Source organism: Streptomyces sp. NPDC001401 (assembly GCF_042895385.1).
Taxonomy (GTDB): domain Bacteria; phylum Actinomycetota; class Actinomycetes; order Streptomycetales; family Streptomycetaceae; genus Streptomyces.
Genome location: NZ_JBIAWI010000012.1, coordinates 214,961 through 230,692, shown reverse-complemented (window position 1 = coordinate 230,692; position 15,732 = coordinate 214,961). Strand labels below are relative to the sequence as shown.

18 protein-coding genes and 1 tRNA gene are annotated in these 15,732 nt (G+C 67.1%); 10 read left to right on the top strand and 9 right to left on the bottom strand.

All coding sequences use genetic code 11. From position 1 onward, the window contains the following. Positions 1–62 precede the first annotated feature (62 nt). Positions 63–611 (bottom strand): transcriptional regulator, encoded by a 549-nt coding sequence (locus ACFY10_RS34700; protein WP_030938997.1) that lies wholly within the window; start codon positions 609–611, stop codon positions 63–65. Positions 612–792: 181 nt separating this feature from the next. Here ACFY10_RS34700 and ACFY10_RS34695 point away from each other — a divergent pair. Further along, positions 793–865 (top strand) — tRNA-Ala (locus ACFY10_RS34695). A gap of 154 nt (positions 866–1,019) precedes the next feature. Here ACFY10_RS34695 and ACFY10_RS34690 read toward each other — a convergent pair. Next, complete coding sequence (locus ACFY10_RS34690) at positions 1,020–1,691, bottom strand: ScbR family autoregulator-binding transcription factor (protein WP_390669204.1); 672 nt, start codon at positions 1,689–1,691, stop codon at positions 1,020–1,022. Between the two features lie 311 nt (positions 1,692–2,002). Here ACFY10_RS34690 and ACFY10_RS34685 point away from each other — a divergent pair, with 311 nt between their 5' ends. Next, a complete protein-coding gene (locus ACFY10_RS34685; protein ID WP_390669203.1) occupies positions 2,003–2,977 on the top strand; it encodes an NAD-dependent epimerase/dehydratase family protein in 975 nt (324 codons plus the stop codon). A 154-nt stretch (positions 2,978–3,131) separates the two neighbouring features. Here ACFY10_RS34685 and ACFY10_RS34680 read toward each other — a convergent pair whose 3' ends face one another. Beyond that, positions 3,132–3,833: a DUF5324 family protein gene (locus ACFY10_RS34680; protein ID WP_390669202.1), complete on the bottom strand. Its 702-nt coding sequence runs from the start codon at positions 3,831–3,833 to the stop codon at positions 3,132–3,134. A gap of 363 nt (positions 3,834–4,196) precedes the next feature. Here ACFY10_RS34680 and ACFY10_RS34675 point away from each other — a divergent pair, with 363 nt between their 5' ends. Together ACFY10_RS34675 and ACFY10_RS34670 are read left to right on the top strand one after the other, a co-directional pair. Then, positions 4,197–4,730 carry a peptidylprolyl isomerase gene (locus ACFY10_RS34675; protein ID WP_390669201.1) on the top strand — a complete coding sequence of 178 codons (534 nt, stop codon included), beginning with the start codon at positions 4,197–4,199 and terminating at the stop codon, positions 4,728–4,730. Between the two features lie 129 nt (positions 4,731–4,859). Continuing rightward, on the top strand, positions 4,860–5,768 hold the full coding sequence (locus ACFY10_RS34670) for a rhomboid family intramembrane serine protease (RefSeq protein WP_390669200.1): 909 nt from the start codon (positions 4,860–4,862) through the stop codon (positions 5,766–5,768). Between the two features lie 282 nt (positions 5,769–6,050). Here the strand turns inward: ACFY10_RS34670 and crgA are convergent, their stop codons facing one another. Further along, the gene (gene crgA, locus ACFY10_RS34665) at positions 6,051–6,305 is read right to left on the bottom strand and encodes a cell division protein CrgA (RefSeq protein WP_030939008.1); all 255 of its coding nucleotides are present in this window, start codon (positions 6,303–6,305) and stop codon (positions 6,051–6,053) included. Between the two features lie 142 nt (positions 6,306–6,447). Between crgA and ACFY10_RS34660 the strand changes: the two genes are divergently transcribed. The 6 genes from ACFY10_RS34660 to ACFY10_RS34635 are packed head-to-tail and all read left to right on the top strand — an operon-like array spanning position 6,448 to position 10,752. After that, positions 6,448–7,227, top strand: coding sequence for a DUF881 domain-containing protein (locus ACFY10_RS34660; RefSeq protein ID WP_390669199.1), 780 nt, complete (start codon positions 6,448–6,450; stop codon positions 7,225–7,227). A 24-nt stretch (positions 7,228–7,251) separates the two neighbouring features. Then, the gene (locus tag ACFY10_RS34655) at positions 7,252–7,944 is read left to right on the top strand and encodes a class E sortase (RefSeq protein WP_390669198.1); all 693 of its coding nucleotides are present in this window, start codon (positions 7,252–7,254) and stop codon (positions 7,942–7,944) included. Positions 7,945–7,961: 17 nt separating this feature from the next. Then, entirely contained in the window at positions 7,962–8,159 is a 198-nt protein-coding gene (locus tag ACFY10_RS34650; RefSeq protein WP_390669280.1) for a hypothetical protein, read from the top strand. Continuing rightward, on the top strand, positions 8,156–8,794 hold the full coding sequence (locus ACFY10_RS34645; protein ID WP_030939022.1) for an aminodeoxychorismate/anthranilate synthase component II: 639 nt from the start codon (positions 8,156–8,158) through the stop codon (positions 8,792–8,794). The genes ACFY10_RS34650 and ACFY10_RS34645 overlap by 4 nt, the downstream gene beginning before the upstream one ends. Continuing rightward, entirely contained in the window at positions 8,791–9,987 is a 1,197-nt protein-coding gene (locus ACFY10_RS34640) for a class E sortase (RefSeq protein WP_390669197.1), read from the top strand. Before ACFY10_RS34645 ends, ACFY10_RS34640 begins: the two co-directional genes overlap by 4 nt. Positions 9,988–9,993: 6 nt before the next feature. Beyond that, complete coding sequence (locus ACFY10_RS34635; protein ID WP_390669196.1) at positions 9,994–10,752, top strand: class E sortase; 759 nt, start codon at positions 9,994–9,996, stop codon at positions 10,750–10,752. Positions 10,753–10,848: 96 nt separating this feature from the next. Here ACFY10_RS34635 and ACFY10_RS34630 read toward each other — a convergent pair whose 3' ends face one another. The 5 genes from ACFY10_RS34630 to ACFY10_RS34610 form a co-directional block, all read right to left on the bottom strand. Next, positions 10,849–11,043 carry a restriction endonuclease gene (locus ACFY10_RS34630; protein ID WP_390669277.1) on the bottom strand — a complete coding sequence of 65 codons (195 nt, stop codon included), beginning with the start codon at positions 11,041–11,043 and terminating at the stop codon, positions 10,849–10,851. Positions 11,044–11,158: 115 nt separating this feature from the next. Continuing rightward, positions 11,159–11,338: a hypothetical protein gene (locus tag ACFY10_RS34625; RefSeq protein ID WP_390669195.1), complete on the bottom strand. Its 180-nt coding sequence runs from the start codon at positions 11,336–11,338 to the stop codon at positions 11,159–11,161. A 127-nt stretch (positions 11,339–11,465) separates the two neighbouring features. Beyond that, entirely contained in the window at positions 11,466–13,472 is a 2,007-nt protein-coding gene (gene pknB / locus ACFY10_RS34620; RefSeq protein WP_390669194.1) for a Stk1 family PASTA domain-containing Ser/Thr kinase, read from the bottom strand. A gap of 168 nt (positions 13,473–13,640) precedes the next feature. Then, positions 13,641–15,119, bottom strand: a complete 1,479-nt coding sequence (locus tag ACFY10_RS34615) for a penicillin-binding transpeptidase domain-containing protein (protein ID WP_390669193.1) — start codon at positions 15,117–15,119, stop codon at positions 13,641–13,643. A gap of 247 nt (positions 15,120–15,366) precedes the next feature. Continuing rightward, positions 15,367–15,711 carry a hypothetical protein gene (locus ACFY10_RS34610; RefSeq protein ID WP_390669192.1) on the bottom strand — a complete coding sequence of 115 codons (345 nt, stop codon included), beginning with the start codon at positions 15,709–15,711 and terminating at the stop codon, positions 15,367–15,369. Positions 15,712–15,732 lie beyond the last annotated feature (21 nt).

The following is a 15,732-nucleotide window of genomic DNA, read 5'->3' as shown; positions in this document are numbered from 1 at the left end:
CCGCACCTCTCCTCGGCCGTCGGCCCGGCTGCCGAACCCCCTTCGGCGACCGGGCCACGGGCTCAGCTCTGGTGCGACTGGTAATGCGTGACAGCGTCGGAGGTGCGGCCGGCGCCGTACACCCGGAGGAACTCTGCCAGCTCCGGATGGCTGGGCGCGAGAGTGTCCGCGGCGTCGATGATGTCCCCCGCGGCCGCCACCGAGCGCAGCAGCGACTGGATCTCGCGGACCACCCGCTTGACCGTGGGCGCTCCCGAACTGCTCGTCGTGGTCGTGGTGTTGCTGAGCACCGAGCCCCCCTGCGACTTCTTGATCTCTTCCATGCGCTCCGTGGCCTCGGCCGCGCTCACGCTGCCGTCCGCGACCTGCCCCGCCAGGTCCTGCAACAGCTGCACCCGCTGCACGACAGCCGGGTTGCCGATCTTCGCCCGCTGGCCGCTCATCAGCTGTGACAGCATCGGAGCGGACAGACCCAGCACCCCCGCGAGACGGGCCTGGTTGAGACCGAGATCTTCTATGAGCTTACGGAAGAGCGCCCCCAACGGCTCCCCGTACCAGTTCCGCTGCAGTTCCCGCGCTCTTGCGGTCGCTTCCTGCTGTGCGGCGTCCATTGCGTCTCCCCATCGCTTCCCCAAGTACTGTGGTTCGCTGTAGCGAACCACGCCGAGCATCTTACGGAGAGTGGTCGTCCACGGGGACCCCCAATCTTTTTGCGAGATCCCGGGGGTGACCCGGTACTCTGGTCTGCGGCGCCCACCGGTACGCGGTTCTTCCGGGGGATGCTCCTTTTCCGGGGCCTTAGCTCAGTTGGTAGAGCGCTGTCTTTGCATGGCAGATGTCAGGGGTTCGACTCCCCTAGGCTCCACCGTGGATCCCCTCCGACCTGCGAAAACGCAGGCCGGAGGGGATTTTTCGTTACGGCGACCGACACCACTTGGGCCGCCCGGCGGAGCCCTGGGCGGGATCGGAGTGCGGTGGGCTTGTTGCAGGGCGGGGCGGTGGACGACCGAGCGCTGCGGTCAGCCGGTGACGGCCCCGACCTCGACGTCGGCCTCGGACCGGGCCTCGTTCCGCGCCGTCGCGGCCGCCGGGTCGGTGGCGCCCTCCGGGCGCAGGTGCGAGATGGCGGCCGGATGGGCGACGGACGGCAGGATGTGACGCCACATCACGGCGACGCGACCATGCAGATCGGCTCGCCGGTTGATGGCCTCGGACACCAACTGGACGCCGGTGAACGTGGCGACGACGAACTCCGCAGTCTCCCTCGGCACGACCTGGGGGAGCACCTCGCCCTGCTTCTGCCCCTCGGTCAGCAGCCGAGTGGTGAGATCGAACCAGTCGCCCCACGGGTGTGTGCCGTTGAAGAAGACACCCTCTATGGACAGCCGCGTTCCCGCCCTGGCGAGGGCGTCGTGGCGCAGCACATGGGCGAACTGATGAGTGATGTCGATGATCGACTGCAAGGGCGAGAGCCGGGGCTCCACGCTCACCAGACCGGTCTGCTCGTCCATGATTGCCTGGGCCAGCGACTCCTTGGACGGGAAGTGGAAGTACATAGCGCCCTTGGTGACGTTCGCCCGGCGCAGGATCTCCGAGGTGGCCGCGCGTTCGTAGCCGTACTCGGCGAACACACTCGCTGCGGCTTCCACGATCGAGCGCCTGGTCTGCACCGCGCGAGCCTGCTTGGCCATTACTTTCCCTTCGGGGCGTGCCTGCTGCCCCCAGCCTACCGAACCACCCGGTCTGTTTCCGAAAGGTCTCCGACGGTTCGGCGGGTGGAGTGACGCCTTCCTCAGCGGCCCACCCCGACGCGGTGGTGATGTGTGCCACGTGAATCGCGCCATAGTTCCTAGAAGAAAAAGAGACCCAGCGGTCTGGTTTCTGGTGCCGGAAAGCTTGCGCGGCAGCGGCTGTCGGCGTTCCATCTGGGGATGGACCCCTGCAACGGACTGCACCCGGCCCCTCCCCAGTCACCCGTCCACCCCGTCCCCGCCCCCACACGGTGACCGGGAAGATCCTGGTCGTCGGCGGCACCGGGTTCATCGGTTCGGCAGCGCTGCGCGCACTGGCCGGCGACCGGACACCGAAACCCGGCGAGGTGAAGGCACTGGTCAGACGGGTACCGGAGGCGTCCGAAGCGGTGCCCGGCGTCGAGTACGTCACAGGCGACCTCACCGACCCGGCCTCCCTACGGGGCGTGTGCCACGACATACACACCGTGCTCCACTGCGCCTCACACATCGGCGCCGACGAAGACAAGTGCCGGGCCGTCAACGTCGACGGCACCCGCGCCCTGCTCTCCGAGGCGGAACGCGCCGACGTCCACCGCACCGTCCTGGTGAGCACCACCGCCGTCTACGGCGCCGGACCGCACCGCGACCTCACCGAACACGAACGCACGCCCGCACCCGCCTCCGCCACCAGCCGCACCCGGCTACAGGCCGAGCAGACCGTACTCGCCGCCGGCGGCTCAGTGCTCAGACCGCCACTCGTGTACGGCGCCGGGGACGTGTGGTTCGTCCCCTCCGTCGCTGAACTCCTGCAGCGCGTACCGGCGTTGCCAGAAAACGGCCGGGCCCGCCTGTCGCTGGTGGCGGTCGACGACCTGGCCCGGCTGCTGGCCACCCTCGCCCGGACACCCGAACACGTCCCGCCCGGCACCGTGCACCATGCCGCCCATCCGCACGCACCGACCCTGCGCGACCTCGTCGTCCTGCTCGGCGACACGCTCGGCCTGCCGGCCCCCCAGGACGGCCTCGCCCTCGACGACTACCTGGCCCGCCTGCGCGAGACGCCCGGAAGGGTCAGCGCACACCAGGCCAGACAGCTCGCGGAGGACCGCTGGTACCGCTCCCCGCTCTGGTCCCGCGCCCACTGCCCGCCCGGCCCGGGACACCGGATCAGGCTGAGCGAGGCAGCCGCGTGGTACCGGGCGACACTGACGCCGCGGACGCCGGCTGCGAGCGACGGCCCCTGACCCCGGAGCGCCCGCCGCACAGCTTCGTCATCTCGCACGCCACGATCAACGACCGAGCGGACTGCACGGCCGGACGTGTTTCACGTGAAACACAGCCGTGGGGCGGAAGACCCTCAAGTCTCCCGCCCCACACCGCACTTCGGCCCACAGCATGTCACCGGCCGTCGTCGCGCCGCGCGGCCTCCTCCTCGGCCTCCTTCGCCTGCACCTCCGGGTCGAGCAACGACTGACCGCTGCCGTCCACCGACGACAGCCGGCTCGACTCCGGAACCTCCGTCGCAGCGGGCGGCTCGACCAGCCAGTCCGGATTGGCCTGCTTGTCCCACCACTTCCAGGCAGCGAAAGCTCCGCCCGCGAGAGCGCCCAGCACCAGCAGCACCTTCGCGGCACGGCCGGCCCTCGCCCGACGCTCATGCCGACGGGCCAGTTTCTGAATCTCCTTCGGCGAGACCTGACCGCGCAGCGCAGCCAACGCGGCGGCACCGCGCGCGGCGGCCTCGTCCTTGACGGGCCCGGCCGCGGCCACCGCCTGCTCCAGCCTCGGCCGGGAATAGTCGGCGGCCTGCCGGGCCGCCTGCCGGGTACGGACGGCAGCCTCATGGGCAGCCTGGTCGACCTTCGGCGGCACATGCGTACGGGCCTGTTCCAGGCGCGGCGCGACATATACGTCGTACTGGACGCGGGCCTGGTCGGCGGCTTGGGACACCTTCGGCGCGAGCCGTACGCGTGCCTCGTGTGCATAGTGCGCGGCCCTGTCCTTGGCCGTGTCGGCGTAGGGCGCCACCACTTCCGCGGCGTGCAGCACGCTGTCCTTCGCCGAACCGGTCGCGGCGCGCACGCTGTCGATGCGGGTCACGGGTTCCTCCTCCTCGGTGGCGTACGGTATTTCGACTTTCCACCCTTTTACGGATCATGCCTGTCAAGAGACACCGGGGCATGTGAGGGCGGGCATCCGGGTCATGCACACCGACTCCGGACCATCTCCGATCAAGAGCTGATCAAGAGCCGATCGAGTCCAATAGAGGATGAATACGGGGCAACAGGCGCTTGTCGTCGACAATGCCACGGATCGTCGCCGAGCGCCCCCGGCCCGGACGCACTCGACCGGTTTTCTGCAAGCAACATTCCCCGATAAGCACCCACAACCGGGCGCCGGGCGACGCACGACGCAGACCGTGCGAGGATCAGGGGGTCACAGGAAGACAACGGAAGGCAGATCGTGGCTGAGCAGCTTTACGCCACCCTGAAGACCAACAACGGCGACATCGAAGTCCGGCTCCTGCCGAACCACGCGCCCAAGACGGTCCGGAACTTTGTCGAGCTCGCCACGGGCGAGCGTGAGTGGGTCAACCCCGAGACGGGCCAGAAGTCCACGGACAAGCTCTACGACGGCACGGTCTTCCACCGGGTGATCAGCGGATTCATGATCCAGGGCGGAGACCCGCTGGGCAACGGCACCGGTGGTCCCGGCTACCAGTTCGAGGACGAATTCCACCCCGACCTCTCCTTCAACAAGCCCTACCTGCTGGCCATGGCCAACGCCGGTCCGGGCACCAACGGCTCGCAGTTCTTCATCACCGTCGCCCCCACGACGTGGCTGAACCGCAAGCACAGCATCTTCGGCGAGGTCACCGATGCCGCCAGCCAGAAGGTGATCGACGCCATCGCCACCGCTCAGACCAACCCCCGCACCGACCGCCCGGTCAACGACGTCGTCATCGAGTCCGTCGTCGTCGAGACCCGCGAGGGCTGAGATCCACGAGGACCGAACCCGCAAAGGTCGAGTCCCCGCACAGCAGGAACCAAACGCCCCGCCCATCCGTAAAGATGGGCGGGGCGGTGCATTTGTGCACGACGCCCGTACGACGACCTAGGGGATCTCATGGACCAGGCGCCAGGCAGCCCACAGGGCCCGGACGACCAGGGACCCCAGCATGCCCAGAGCCTGCCCGGCTGCTACCGCCACCCCGACCGTGAGACCGGTATCCGCTGCACCCGCTGCGAACGCCCCATCTGCCCCGAGTGCATGGTCAACGCCTCGGTCGGCTTCCAATGCCCCGAATGCGCCCGCGGCGACTCCGGCACCGGACACCGCCCAGCCGCGGCCCGACCCCGGACCATCGCCGGCGGCACCATCACCGCCGACCCCCGCCTGTTCACCAAGATCCTCATCGGGATCAACGTGGCGGTGTTCATCGCCGTGCACGTGCAGACCTCGCTCCTGGACCACCTCGTCCTCATCGGCGAATGGCCCCCGGCACCGTTCAACCCCACCCAGGGCGTCGCCGAGGGCGAGTGGTACCGGCTGGTGACCTCGATGTTCACCCACGAAGCCGTATGGCACATCGGCTTCAACATGCTCAGCCTGTGGTGGCTCGGAGGCCCACTCGAAGCCGCCCTCGGGCGCGCCCGATACCTCTCCCTCTACTTCGTCTCGGGCCTGGCCGGCGGCGCCCTCACCTACCTGCTGGCCTCACCGACCGAGGCCTCCCTCGGCGCCTCCGGCGCCATCTTCGGCCTCTTCGGCGCCACCGCCGTCCTGATGCGCCGCCTCAACTACGACATGCGGCCGATCATCGCCCTGCTGGTGATCAACCTGATCTTCACCTTCGGCTGGAGCAATATCGCCTGGCAGGCCCACATCGGCGGCCTCGTCGCCGGCGTCATCACCGGCTACGCCATGGTGCACGCCCCGCGCGAGCACCGAGCCCTCGTCCAGTACGGCACCTGCGCCCTCGTCCTGGTCGTCGTAGTGGTTCTGACCCTGCTCAGGACGGCTCAGCTCACCTGACGTACCGGCTTGTCCACAGTGTGTGTCGAATCTTGTGCATAGCGTGCGGGAACAGCTGTGCCCCCTGTCACTGACCGGTGTTTCTGCAGGTCAGGAAGGGGGCGAACAGGCTTGCGGTTGCCGGTGTGGCAGTCACACCGGCGTCAACGCTCGATGGGTTATCCACAGCCGGTCGTTGGATGGTCGTTCTTTTCCCCAGCGTGTGGAAACCGGCTGTGGATAACTAAGCGGATAGCCCTGGGCAGAGCTGAGTTCACCGGCCCGTGGTCGTGGCTTCGACCGCTACTTCCACTGCGTGGAGACGCCGAATCCGGCGGCGATGAAGCCGAAGCCCACCACGATGTTCCAGTTGTCCAGAGCGTCGATGGGCAGGGAACCGTCCGTCACATAAAAGACGACGATCCAGGCGAGCCCGATGAGGAACATGGCCAGCATCACGGGCGCGACCCAGGCGCGGCTGTTCAGCTTGATGCTGGTCGCCTGCTTTGCCGGCGGCGGCGTGTAGTCGGCCTTCTTGCGGATACGTGACTTCGGCACGAGGGTCTCTCCTGTCGATGCGCTGCGTGGCCGCGCAGGGAACTGTGGCTGGCTCCGGAGCAGCGTACAAGGGGACTCTTAGCGCTCCCCCGGGCGTCCGTTAGCGTAGTGCTTCCGCGGCGCCGAAGGAGATAAGGGTACGTTGAGCAATTCTGCCGACTCCCCCCAGGACGGATCCAGTCCTGCCCGTGGACGCCGTTTCCGGCCGGTGCGGGTGCTCACGGTGGCCGTCTTCGCCCTCGCAGGGCTCATTTTCTTCACCAGTTTCAATACGGCCAAGGGCACCAATATCCGCACGGACACGTCCTTGCTGAAGCTTTCGGACCTGATCCAGGAGCGCAGCCGCAAGAACGGCGGACTGGACCAGTCCAACGGCTCGCTGCGCCGCGAGGTCGAGTCCTTCGCCGAGCGTGACGACGGCAGTACCAAGGCGGAGGACGAGAAGCTCGCGGGCCTGGAGAAGGGTGCGGGCACGCAGAAGCTGAAGGGCGAGGCGATCACCGTCACGCTCAACGACGCCCCGCCGGACGCCACCGCCAAGCTTCCCGGCTATCCCGAGCCGCAGCCCGACTACCTGGTCATCCACCAGCAGGATCTGCAGGCCGTGGTGAACGCGCTGTGGCAAGGCGGCGCCAAGGGCATCAAGGTGATGGACCAGCGGCTGATCTCCACCAGCGCCGTGCGCTGCGTGGGCAACACCCTGATCCTTCAGGGGCGCGTCTACTCACCGCCGTACAAGATCACGGCGATCGGGGACCCCGACAAGCTGAACAAGGCGCTGTCCGCCTCCACGGCGATCCAGAACTACATGGTGTACGTGAATGTGTACGGCCTCGGCTGGAAAGTCACCGAGGACGGGACGGTGACTCTGCCCGGCTACTCGGGCACAGTGGATCTGCACTACGCCCAGCCCGTGGAGTGAACTGAGCCGTTTCGGGAGCTGCCGGTGCGCGTCGTCGTCAGGACCGTCAGTGAACTCTGTATCACCGTAGGTACCCTGATCGTCCTCTTCGTCGTCTATGTGCTGTTCTGGACCGGTGTGCGGGCTGACGGCGCGATGAACCACCAGATCGATGTTCTGCATGAGCAGTGGGCGAAGCACACGGCGCATCCCACGGCGAGTGCCGGGGCCGGCACTGCGTCCGGTCCCAAGAGGCCGGCGCCGTATGTTGCGGGCAAGCCCTTCGCGATCATGTACATCCCGCGGCTTGGTTTCACGTGGAACAAGCCCGTGCTCGAGAACACCGACGTGAGCACGTTGAAGAAGGGGCTCGGTCACTACGCGAACACCGCGCAGCTGGGCCAGGAGGGCAACTTCGCGGTCGCGGGGCACCGGCGCACGTACGGAGATCCGTTCGTGGACTTCCCGAAGCTGCGGCCCGGTGACGCGGTGGTGCTGACCGACGGGACCACCTGGTTCACGTATCGGATCGACAAAGGGCCCTACAAAACTGTACCGACGGACGTTGAGGTGATCGATCCTGTGCCACGTAAGTCGGGGTACACGCAGGAGGGCCGTTATCTGACGCTCACCACGTGCGATCCGGAGTGGGGGCACAGTCACCGGCTGATCGTGTGGGCGCACCTGGATTCCACACAGCCTGTGGAGGCCGGGAAACCAGAGGCGCTGCGCCGTTAGTCTGGTGCGGGTACGGCGTGAGTCTGGTGCCGTGGTGGAACGGAAGGGACGGCATGTACGGCTGGATCTGGCGGCATCTGCCGGGCAACGCATGGGTGAAGGCGCTGATCTCACTCCTGCTGGTCCTGGCCGTGGTCTATGTCCTCTTCCAGTACGTCTTCCCGTGGGCCGAACCGCTGCTGCCCTTCAACGATGTGACGGTGGACAACCAGTGAGTGCGCGGATTCTCGTCGTCGACAACTACGACAGCTTCGTCTTCAACCTGGTGCAGTACCTGTACCAGCTGGGCGCCGAGTGCGAGGTGCTGCGCAACGACGAGGTGTCGACGGCGCACGCCCAGGACGGTTTCGACGGTGTGCTGCTGTCGCCCGGGCCGGGTACGCCGGAGGAGGCGGGCGTCTGCATCGAGATGGTGCGGCACTGCGCGGCGACCGGGGTGCCGGTCTTCGGTGTGTGCCTGGGTATGCAGTCGATGCAGGTGGCGTACGGCGGTGTGGTGGACCGTGCGCCCGAGCTGCTGCACGGCAAGACCTCGCTGGTCGAGCACGAGGGCAGGGGTGTGTTCGCCGGGTTGCCCTCGCCGTTCACGGCGACGCGCTACCACTCGCTGGCTGCGGAGCCGGAGACGGTGCCGGCCGAGCTGGAGGTGACCGCGCGTACGCACGACGGGATCATCATGGGCCTCAGGCACCGTGAACTCCCGGTCGAGGGCGTGCAGTTCCACCCGGAGTCGGTGCTGACCGAGCACGGCCACCGGATGCTGGCCAACTGGCTGGTGGAGTGCGGCGACCAGGGTGCCGTGGCGAGGTCGGCGGGGCTCGCCCCGGTGGTGGGCAGGGCCACGGCGTGACCGCGCTGCGCCCCGAGCGCGAGTCCGGCGCCTCGTACGGGCAGGAGCCGTACGAGGGGTACGAGTCGTACGAGGGGTACGACGCGTCCGGTTCGTTCGAGGCGCCCGGTTCGTATGAGACGTCCGGTGCGTTCGAGGAGTGGAACGGCGATCCGGCGGGGCAGCAGGGGCAGCACGGGGCGTATGCGGCGGCCGCGGAGGAGCCGTACGTACCGCCGCTCGTAGAGGAGCCGGAGCCGTATCTGCCGCCCGTCGACGACGAGACGGTGGCTCTGCGGATACCGGAGCCGCCGCCGGGCGGTTCCATATTGCCGTCTGACGCCTCAACAGCCACGCCTGCCACAGGAACCACTCCGGGCGGCCGAGCGGCCCGCAGGAAGGCCGCCAAGCGCCGTCATGGGCGCCATGGGGGCGTTCGTGCGACCTCGGAGGCCTCGGAAGGCGCCGAGGGGGCGTCCGCCGATGCTCCCAAGGCGCCGCTTTCACGCGTGGAGGCCCGCCGGCAGGCCCGCGCGCGCAAGGCCAGTCCGGCGGTCGTCGCGAGCCGGGCGATCGGTGAGGTGTTCATCACCACCGGCGTACTGATGCTGCTGTTCGTGACCTACCAGCTGTGGTGGACGAACGTGCGGGCGCATGCGGCGGCGGACAAGGAGACCAGCACCCTCCAGAACGACTGGGCGAGCGGCAAGCGTGCGCCGGGTGAGTTCGAGCCGGGCCAGGGCTTCGCGATTCTCGACATCCCCAAGCTGGATGTGGTGGTGCCGATCGCCGAGGGCGTCAGCAACAAGAAGGTGCTCGACAAGGGCATGGTCGGCCACTACAGCGAGGGCAAGCTGAAGACGGCGATGCCCGACGCGAAGACCGGCAATTTCGCGCTTGCGGGGCACCGCAACACGCACGGCGAGCCGTTCCGGTACATCAACAGGCTCACGAAGGGCGACGAGGTCGTCGTCGAGACGCAGGACAAGTACTTCGTCTACAAGATCACATCGACGCTGCCGGTGACGTCGCCGAGCAATACCAGCGTGATCGGTCCCGTGCCTCCCCAGTCGGGTTTCACGAAGCCGGGCCGGTACATCACGCTGACGACCTGTACTCCGGAGTTCACCAGCAAGTACCGGTTGATCGTCTGGGGCAAGATGGTCGAGGAACGGCCGCGCAGCAAGGGCAAGCCGGATGCGCTCGTCGAGTAGGGGCAGATGAACGTGGCAGCGACCACCGACGACACTCAAGAGGACACGGACGCGCCCGCGGCGCCACCGGCCCGCCGCCGCGGCTACGGCCGCATCGCGGCGGCGGTGAGCGTCTTCGGTGAACTCCTCATCACGGCGGGCCTGATACTCGGCCTGTTCGTCGTCTACTCCCTGTGGTGGACGAACGTCGTCGCCGACCGCGAGGCGGACAAGCAGGCCGACAAGGTCCGCGACACATGGGCCCACCAGGACCAGAACACGGGCCCCGGCGCGCTGGACACCAAGAACGGCATCGGCTTCCTGCACGTCCCCGCCATGAAGAACGGCGAGGTCCTGGTCGAGAAGGGCACCTCGACGAAGGTCCTCAACGACGGCGTGGCCGGCTACTACACGGACCCGGTCAAGGCGACCCTCCCGACGACGGGCAAGAAGGGCAACTTCACGCTGGCCGCCCACCGGGACGGCCACGGCGCGAAGTTCCACAACATCGACAAGGTGAAGGTCGGCGACGCGATCGTCTTCGAGACGAGGGACAGGTGGTACGTCTACAAGGTGTACGACGTCCTCGACGAAACCTCGAAGTTCAACGTGAAGGTGTTGTCGCAGGTCCCGAAGGAGTCGGGGAAGAAGAAGGCTGGGCACTACATCACGCTGACTACGTGTACGCCTGTGTACACGAGCCGGTATCGGTATGTGGTGTGGGGGGAGTTGGTGCGGGTGGACAAGGTGGACAGTAAGCGGACGCCACCTGAAGAGCTGCGCTGACTGAGTTACTCGCAGCAACTCAGTCCCCTAGCATGTCGGAGGCCCGAAGCCGCAACTTGCTCTTGCGGCTTCGGGCCTCTTTCGATTGGGCGGCGCCTACGCCAGGATCTTCAGCGGCTCACCTGCGGCCCACCTCTCCAGCACTCGACGGTGTACGGCGGTAATCCCGGCTTCGGCGGCGATGCTGAGAGCCTCACGAGTGAAGGGGCATGTGGCCACATAGAGGGCCACTTCTGCGCTGTACAGAACCTTGGCCGATCGGACGAACTTCTGGACGTCGGGGCTGGTGATGTTGAGGTAGGGCGCGAACCTCTTGCACTGGACGACTGACCGCCCTGCACTACGACGTTGGTGTATCCGTCGCGGATCAGCAGTTTGGCGATGTGGCGCTCGAACGCGCGGCCGTTCATGGCGTCAGGGTCACCATTCCGTTGAGCGACAGCTCCTCGTGATGCCGTGCTTTGAGCTGCCGGATCACCTCGACTGTCACGCCGAAGTACGCCGCCACCATCGCCGTAGTGACATGCATCCCGTCCGGCAGCAGCGACAGTGCCTTGACTCTGTCGAGGACGTCGGTTCGCTCCAAGTCGTCAGATGTGAAGACACGATCGACGTAGGAGCAGATGTTCAGTACGGGGGCCTTGGGGGCACGAAAGAGCCCCGGTGCCCTGTGTGAACAGGGTGCCGGGGCTCCGTAGCGGTCGGGAGGACTGTCAGTTCTCCGTGCGGTATGCGGTTCCGGTGACGCCTCCGAAGAAGTTGGTGCCGCCGTTGTTACCGCCGTTGTTGCCGCCGCCCACGGTCGTGAGGGTGACCGTCGTGCTGCCCGGGTCCTGGACCCCGGTGTTGCCCTGCGGGTCCTGCTGCAGCACGATCGCGTTGTCGCTCTGGTCGCTGCCGTTGGCGAACTGGATGTTGTTGAAGCCAGCCTGCTGAAGGGTCTTCTTTGCGTCCTTCACGCTCTGCCCGACGACGCTCGGGACGGCCGTCTGCTGCTGCTTCTGGCCGATGTTGAGCTGCACCGCCGAGTTCTTCTTGACCGGGCTGCCGATCGCCGGCGTGGTCGAGATGACCTTGTCGACCTGGTTGTCGTCGTTGGTGGGCGTGTTGACGCAGTTGCCGGTCAGGCCGACGGCCTCCAGTGCGGACTTGGCGTCGTCGCAGCTCTGGCCGGTGACGGGGGGCACCGCGACGGTCTCGGCGGCTTTGGCCACGGTGAGGGTGATCGTGGTGCCCTTCTCCTTCTCCGTGTCGCCCTTCGGGTCTTGTGAGAGGACGATGCCCGGGGTCTGGCTGGACTCTTGGGTCTTCTGCTCGACCACGAAGCCCTTGCCCTCGAGCTGGGACTTCGCCTTGTCGTAGGTCAGACCGCGGACGTCAGGGACGGCCACCTTCGGTGCCCCCGTCGACACCACGAAGTCGACAGCGGACCCCTTCTTGACGTTGCTGTTCTTCCCGGGATCCTGAGAGCAGACGTTGCCCTTGGCCTGCTTGTCGCAGGGCTGCCGCGTGATCTTGCCGACCTTGAGGTCGCTGTTGTTCAGCAGATTCTTGGCGTCGCCTTCGGACTGGCTGACGAGGTTCGGCACCGCGACCTTGTCGTTCCCCACCCCCCCGTTCCCGCTGAACGCATACTTTCCGATCAGGATCGCGCCCACCAGCACCAGAATGCCCGCCACGACCAGCAGGATCGTCGACGTGTTGGACTTCTTCTGGCGGCGGCGGGAGCGGTCGTCGTAGCCGTAGCCGCCGTCGTCCGGGTTCATCGGGGGGAGCATCGACGTGGCGCCGGCGTCCGTGGCGCGCAGGGCCGTGGTCGGCTGGTCGTCGGGGTAGCCGCCGTAGCCGACCGATCCCATGGCCGCTGTGGCCGCGACGGGCTGGCCGTCGAGGCAGGCCTCGATGTCGGCGCGCATCTCGTCGGCGGACTGGTAGCGGTAGTTCGGGTCCTTGACCAGGGCCTTCAGGACGATGGCGTCCATTTCGGGCGTGATTTCCGGGTCGAAGACGGAGGGGGCCTGGGCTTCCTCGCGTACGTGCTGGTAGGCGACCGCGACCGGGGAGTCCCCTACGAACGGGGGGCGTACGGTGAGGAGTTCGTAGAGCAGGCAGCCGGTCGAATAAAGATCAGACCGTGCGTCGACCTGCTCGCCCTTCGCCTGCTCCGGCGACAGGTACTGCGCGGTGCCGATGACGGCGGCCGTCTGCGTCATCGTCATGCCGGAGTCGCCCATGGCGCGGGCGATGCCGAAGTCCATGACCTTGACCTGGCCGTTGCGCGTCAGCATGACGTTGGCCGGCTTGATGTCGCGGTGGACGATGCCGCTGCGGTGGGCGTACTCCAGGCCCTGGAGGATGCCGATGGTCATTTCCATCGCGCGCTCGGGCAGGAGCTTGCGGCCGGAGTGGAGCAGCTCACGGAGCGTGGAGCCGTCGACGTACTCCATGACGATGTACGGGATCGAGACCCCGTCGATGTAGTCCTCGCCCGTGTCGTAGACCGCGACGATCGCGGGATGGTTGAGCGAGGCGGCCGACTGGGCCTCCCGGCGGAACCGGGCCTGGAAGGACGGGTCGCGTGCGAGGTCCGCTCGCAGCGTCTTCACCGCCACTTGGCGCCCGAGGCGGGTGTCATGCGCGAGGTAGACCTCCGCCATGCCACCACGACCGAGCACCTGGCCCAGTTCGTACCGGCCGCCGAGGCGACGCGGCTCTTCCATAGCTCCTACCAGCCCTCTCCGTCGGTCCCGACCGGCACGGGTGTGCGGTCGGAGGCTGCCGTCCGGGCCTACGGTACCCGGCTAGCTTTGTGTGACCTGGCCAAGTGCGTCACCCGATACAGGACCGGTATCGCAACGTGCACCGTTGTGAAGGGGACGTGAGCGGGGTCACTTCTTGGAGTTGATGACCGCCTCCATCACGCTCTTCGCGATCGGGGCGGCGAGGCCGCCGCCGGAGATGTCCTCACGGTTGGCGTTGTCGTCCTCGATCACCACGGCCACGGCGACCGGCGAGCTGCCGTCGCTGAGCCTGGCGTAGGAGAGGAACCAGGCGTACGGGTTCTTGCTGTTGGCCACACCGTGCTGCGCGGTACCGGTCTTGCCGCCGACGGTGACGCCGCCGCCGATCTGGGCCTTCTGACCCGTGCCCTCCTTGACGACCGTCTCCATCATCGACTGCAGGATCTGCGCGTTCTTCGCCGACAGGGGCTGGCTGAGCTCCTGCGGGTCGGTCTGCGCGACGGTGTCGAGGTTGGACGACTGGAGCTTGTCGACCATGTACGGCTTCATGAGCTTGCCGTTGTTGGCGACCGCGGAGGCGACCATGGCCATCTGCAGGGGGGTCGCGGCGGTGTTGTACTGGCCGATCGAGGACAGCGCGGTCTGCGAGGGGTTCATGTCCTCGGAGAACACCGAGGCGTTGGAGCGGACCGGGACGAACTGCTCGGAGTCGAAGCCGAACTTCTTCGCCTCGGTCAGCATCTTGTCGCTGCCGAGGTCGGAGCCGATCTTGCCGAACACGGTGTTGCAGGACACCTTCAGGGCCACCCGCATCGTCGCGTTCTTGCAGGGGATGTTCCCCTCGTTCTTCAGCGGGGTCGTCGTGCCCTTCATGATGTAGGGCAGCGGCGAGTCGGTGGCCTGGTCGGCGGAGGTGTACAGCCCGTTCTCCAGCGCGGCCGCGGCCGTGACCACCTTGAAGGTGGAGCCCGGCGGGTAGGTCTCGCGCAGCGCCCGGTTCAGCATCGGGTCGTTGGGGTTGGAGCTCTTCTGCAGGTTCTTCCAGGCCTTCGCGTCGTCGTTGGTGTTGCCGGCGAACACGGAGGGGTCGTACGAGGGGTACGAGGCCAGCGCCAGGATCTTGCCGGTGGACGGGTCCAGCGCGGCGACGGCCCCCTTGCCGCCCTGGGCCTTGAGGCCGTTGTACGCGGCCTTCTGCGCTGCGGCGTTGAGGGTGGTGACGACGTTGCCGCCCGACTTCTGCTTGCCCGTGATCATGTCGAGGGTGTTGCGGAAGAAGAGCCGGTCGTCGGTGCCGGTGAGGATGCCGTCGTCGACCTTCTCGAGGAAGCTGCCGTCGAAGGCCTGGGAGGAGTAGCCGGTGACCGGGGCCCACATGGGCCCGTTCTTGTACGTGCGCTTGTACTTGAAGTCACCGTGCTTGTTCACGACCGAGCCGGTTATGGGGTCGCCGTCGACGACGATGTCGCCCCGCGGGTTCGCGTACCGCTGGATGGCGACGCGGCGGTTGACCGGATCGGTGCGCAGCTTGTCGGCCTGGACGTACTGAAGCCAGTTGTCACGGATCAACAGCGCCAGGACGAGAAGTCCGCAGAAGATCGCAATTCGGCGCAGTGGCTTGTTCACATCCGGCCTTTCCACAAGCTAACAGGTGCGCCTGCTGCTTCAGTCTCTCGGTGCCGATGGCGCTGGTACTCATCTTGGCCGCCCACAGTCTAGGGGCAGTGGCTGTGTCTCCCGGGCGGGGCTGTGGACAACGACTGGTGAAGAGACGCATCAGCGGTGCGGTGGGTTCCGGAAACCGCGGACGGCTTCCGGTCCCGGCGGGTGCCGGGGTCGGAAGCCGTCCGTCAGGAGTGCGCCGAGGGCCTGGTCAGCACTTCGGCGGGTTGCCGCTGGCCACGTTGAAGTAGTAGTCGGAGGTGTAGCCCCAGACGTTCTTGCTGGAGTTGACGTTCTTCACGTACCACCAGATGTTGTCGCCGTAGACGCCCTCGCCCTTGACCCAGCACTTCACGGCGGCGCCGTCGCCCTTGTAGCCGCGGTCGACGATCGCCAGGTCCGTGCTCGGCCCCTTGCGGATCTTGACGTCGTCCGCGTTCCAGTTGCCCCCGTACAGCGGAGCGGCCTGGGCGCTCGTCGTGCTGGTCACCGTGAACAGTGCGGCGCCGAGCACGGCGGCCGCCCCCACCGCGACGCGCTTGCCGCGTGAGCCCATGCGAAGCATGAGATCCCCCAA

Coding starts and splice junctions, on each gene's coding strand:
- ACFY10_RS34635 (WP_390669196.1), top strand. CDS start 9,994: ATGAACGTGGCAGCGACCACCGACGACACTCAAGAGGACACGGACGCG.
- ACFY10_RS34610 (WP_390669192.1), bottom strand. CDS start 15,711: ATGGGCTCACGCGGCAAGCGCGTCGCGGTGGGGGCGGCCGCCGTGCTC.
- ACFY10_RS34670 (WP_390669200.1), top strand. CDS start 4,860: ATGGACCAGGCGCCAGGCAGCCCACAGGGCCCGGACGACCAGGGACCC.
- ACFY10_RS34700 (WP_030938997.1), bottom strand. CDS start 611: ATGGACGCCGCACAGCAGGAAGCGACCGCAAGAGCGCGGGAACTGCAG.
- ACFY10_RS34690 (WP_390669204.1), bottom strand. CDS start 1,691: ATGGCCAAGCAGGCTCGCGCGGTGCAGACCAGGCGCTCGATCGTGGAA.
- pknB (WP_390669194.1), bottom strand. CDS start 13,472: ATGGAAGAGCCGCGTCGCCTCGGCGGCCGGTACGAACTGGGCCAGGTG.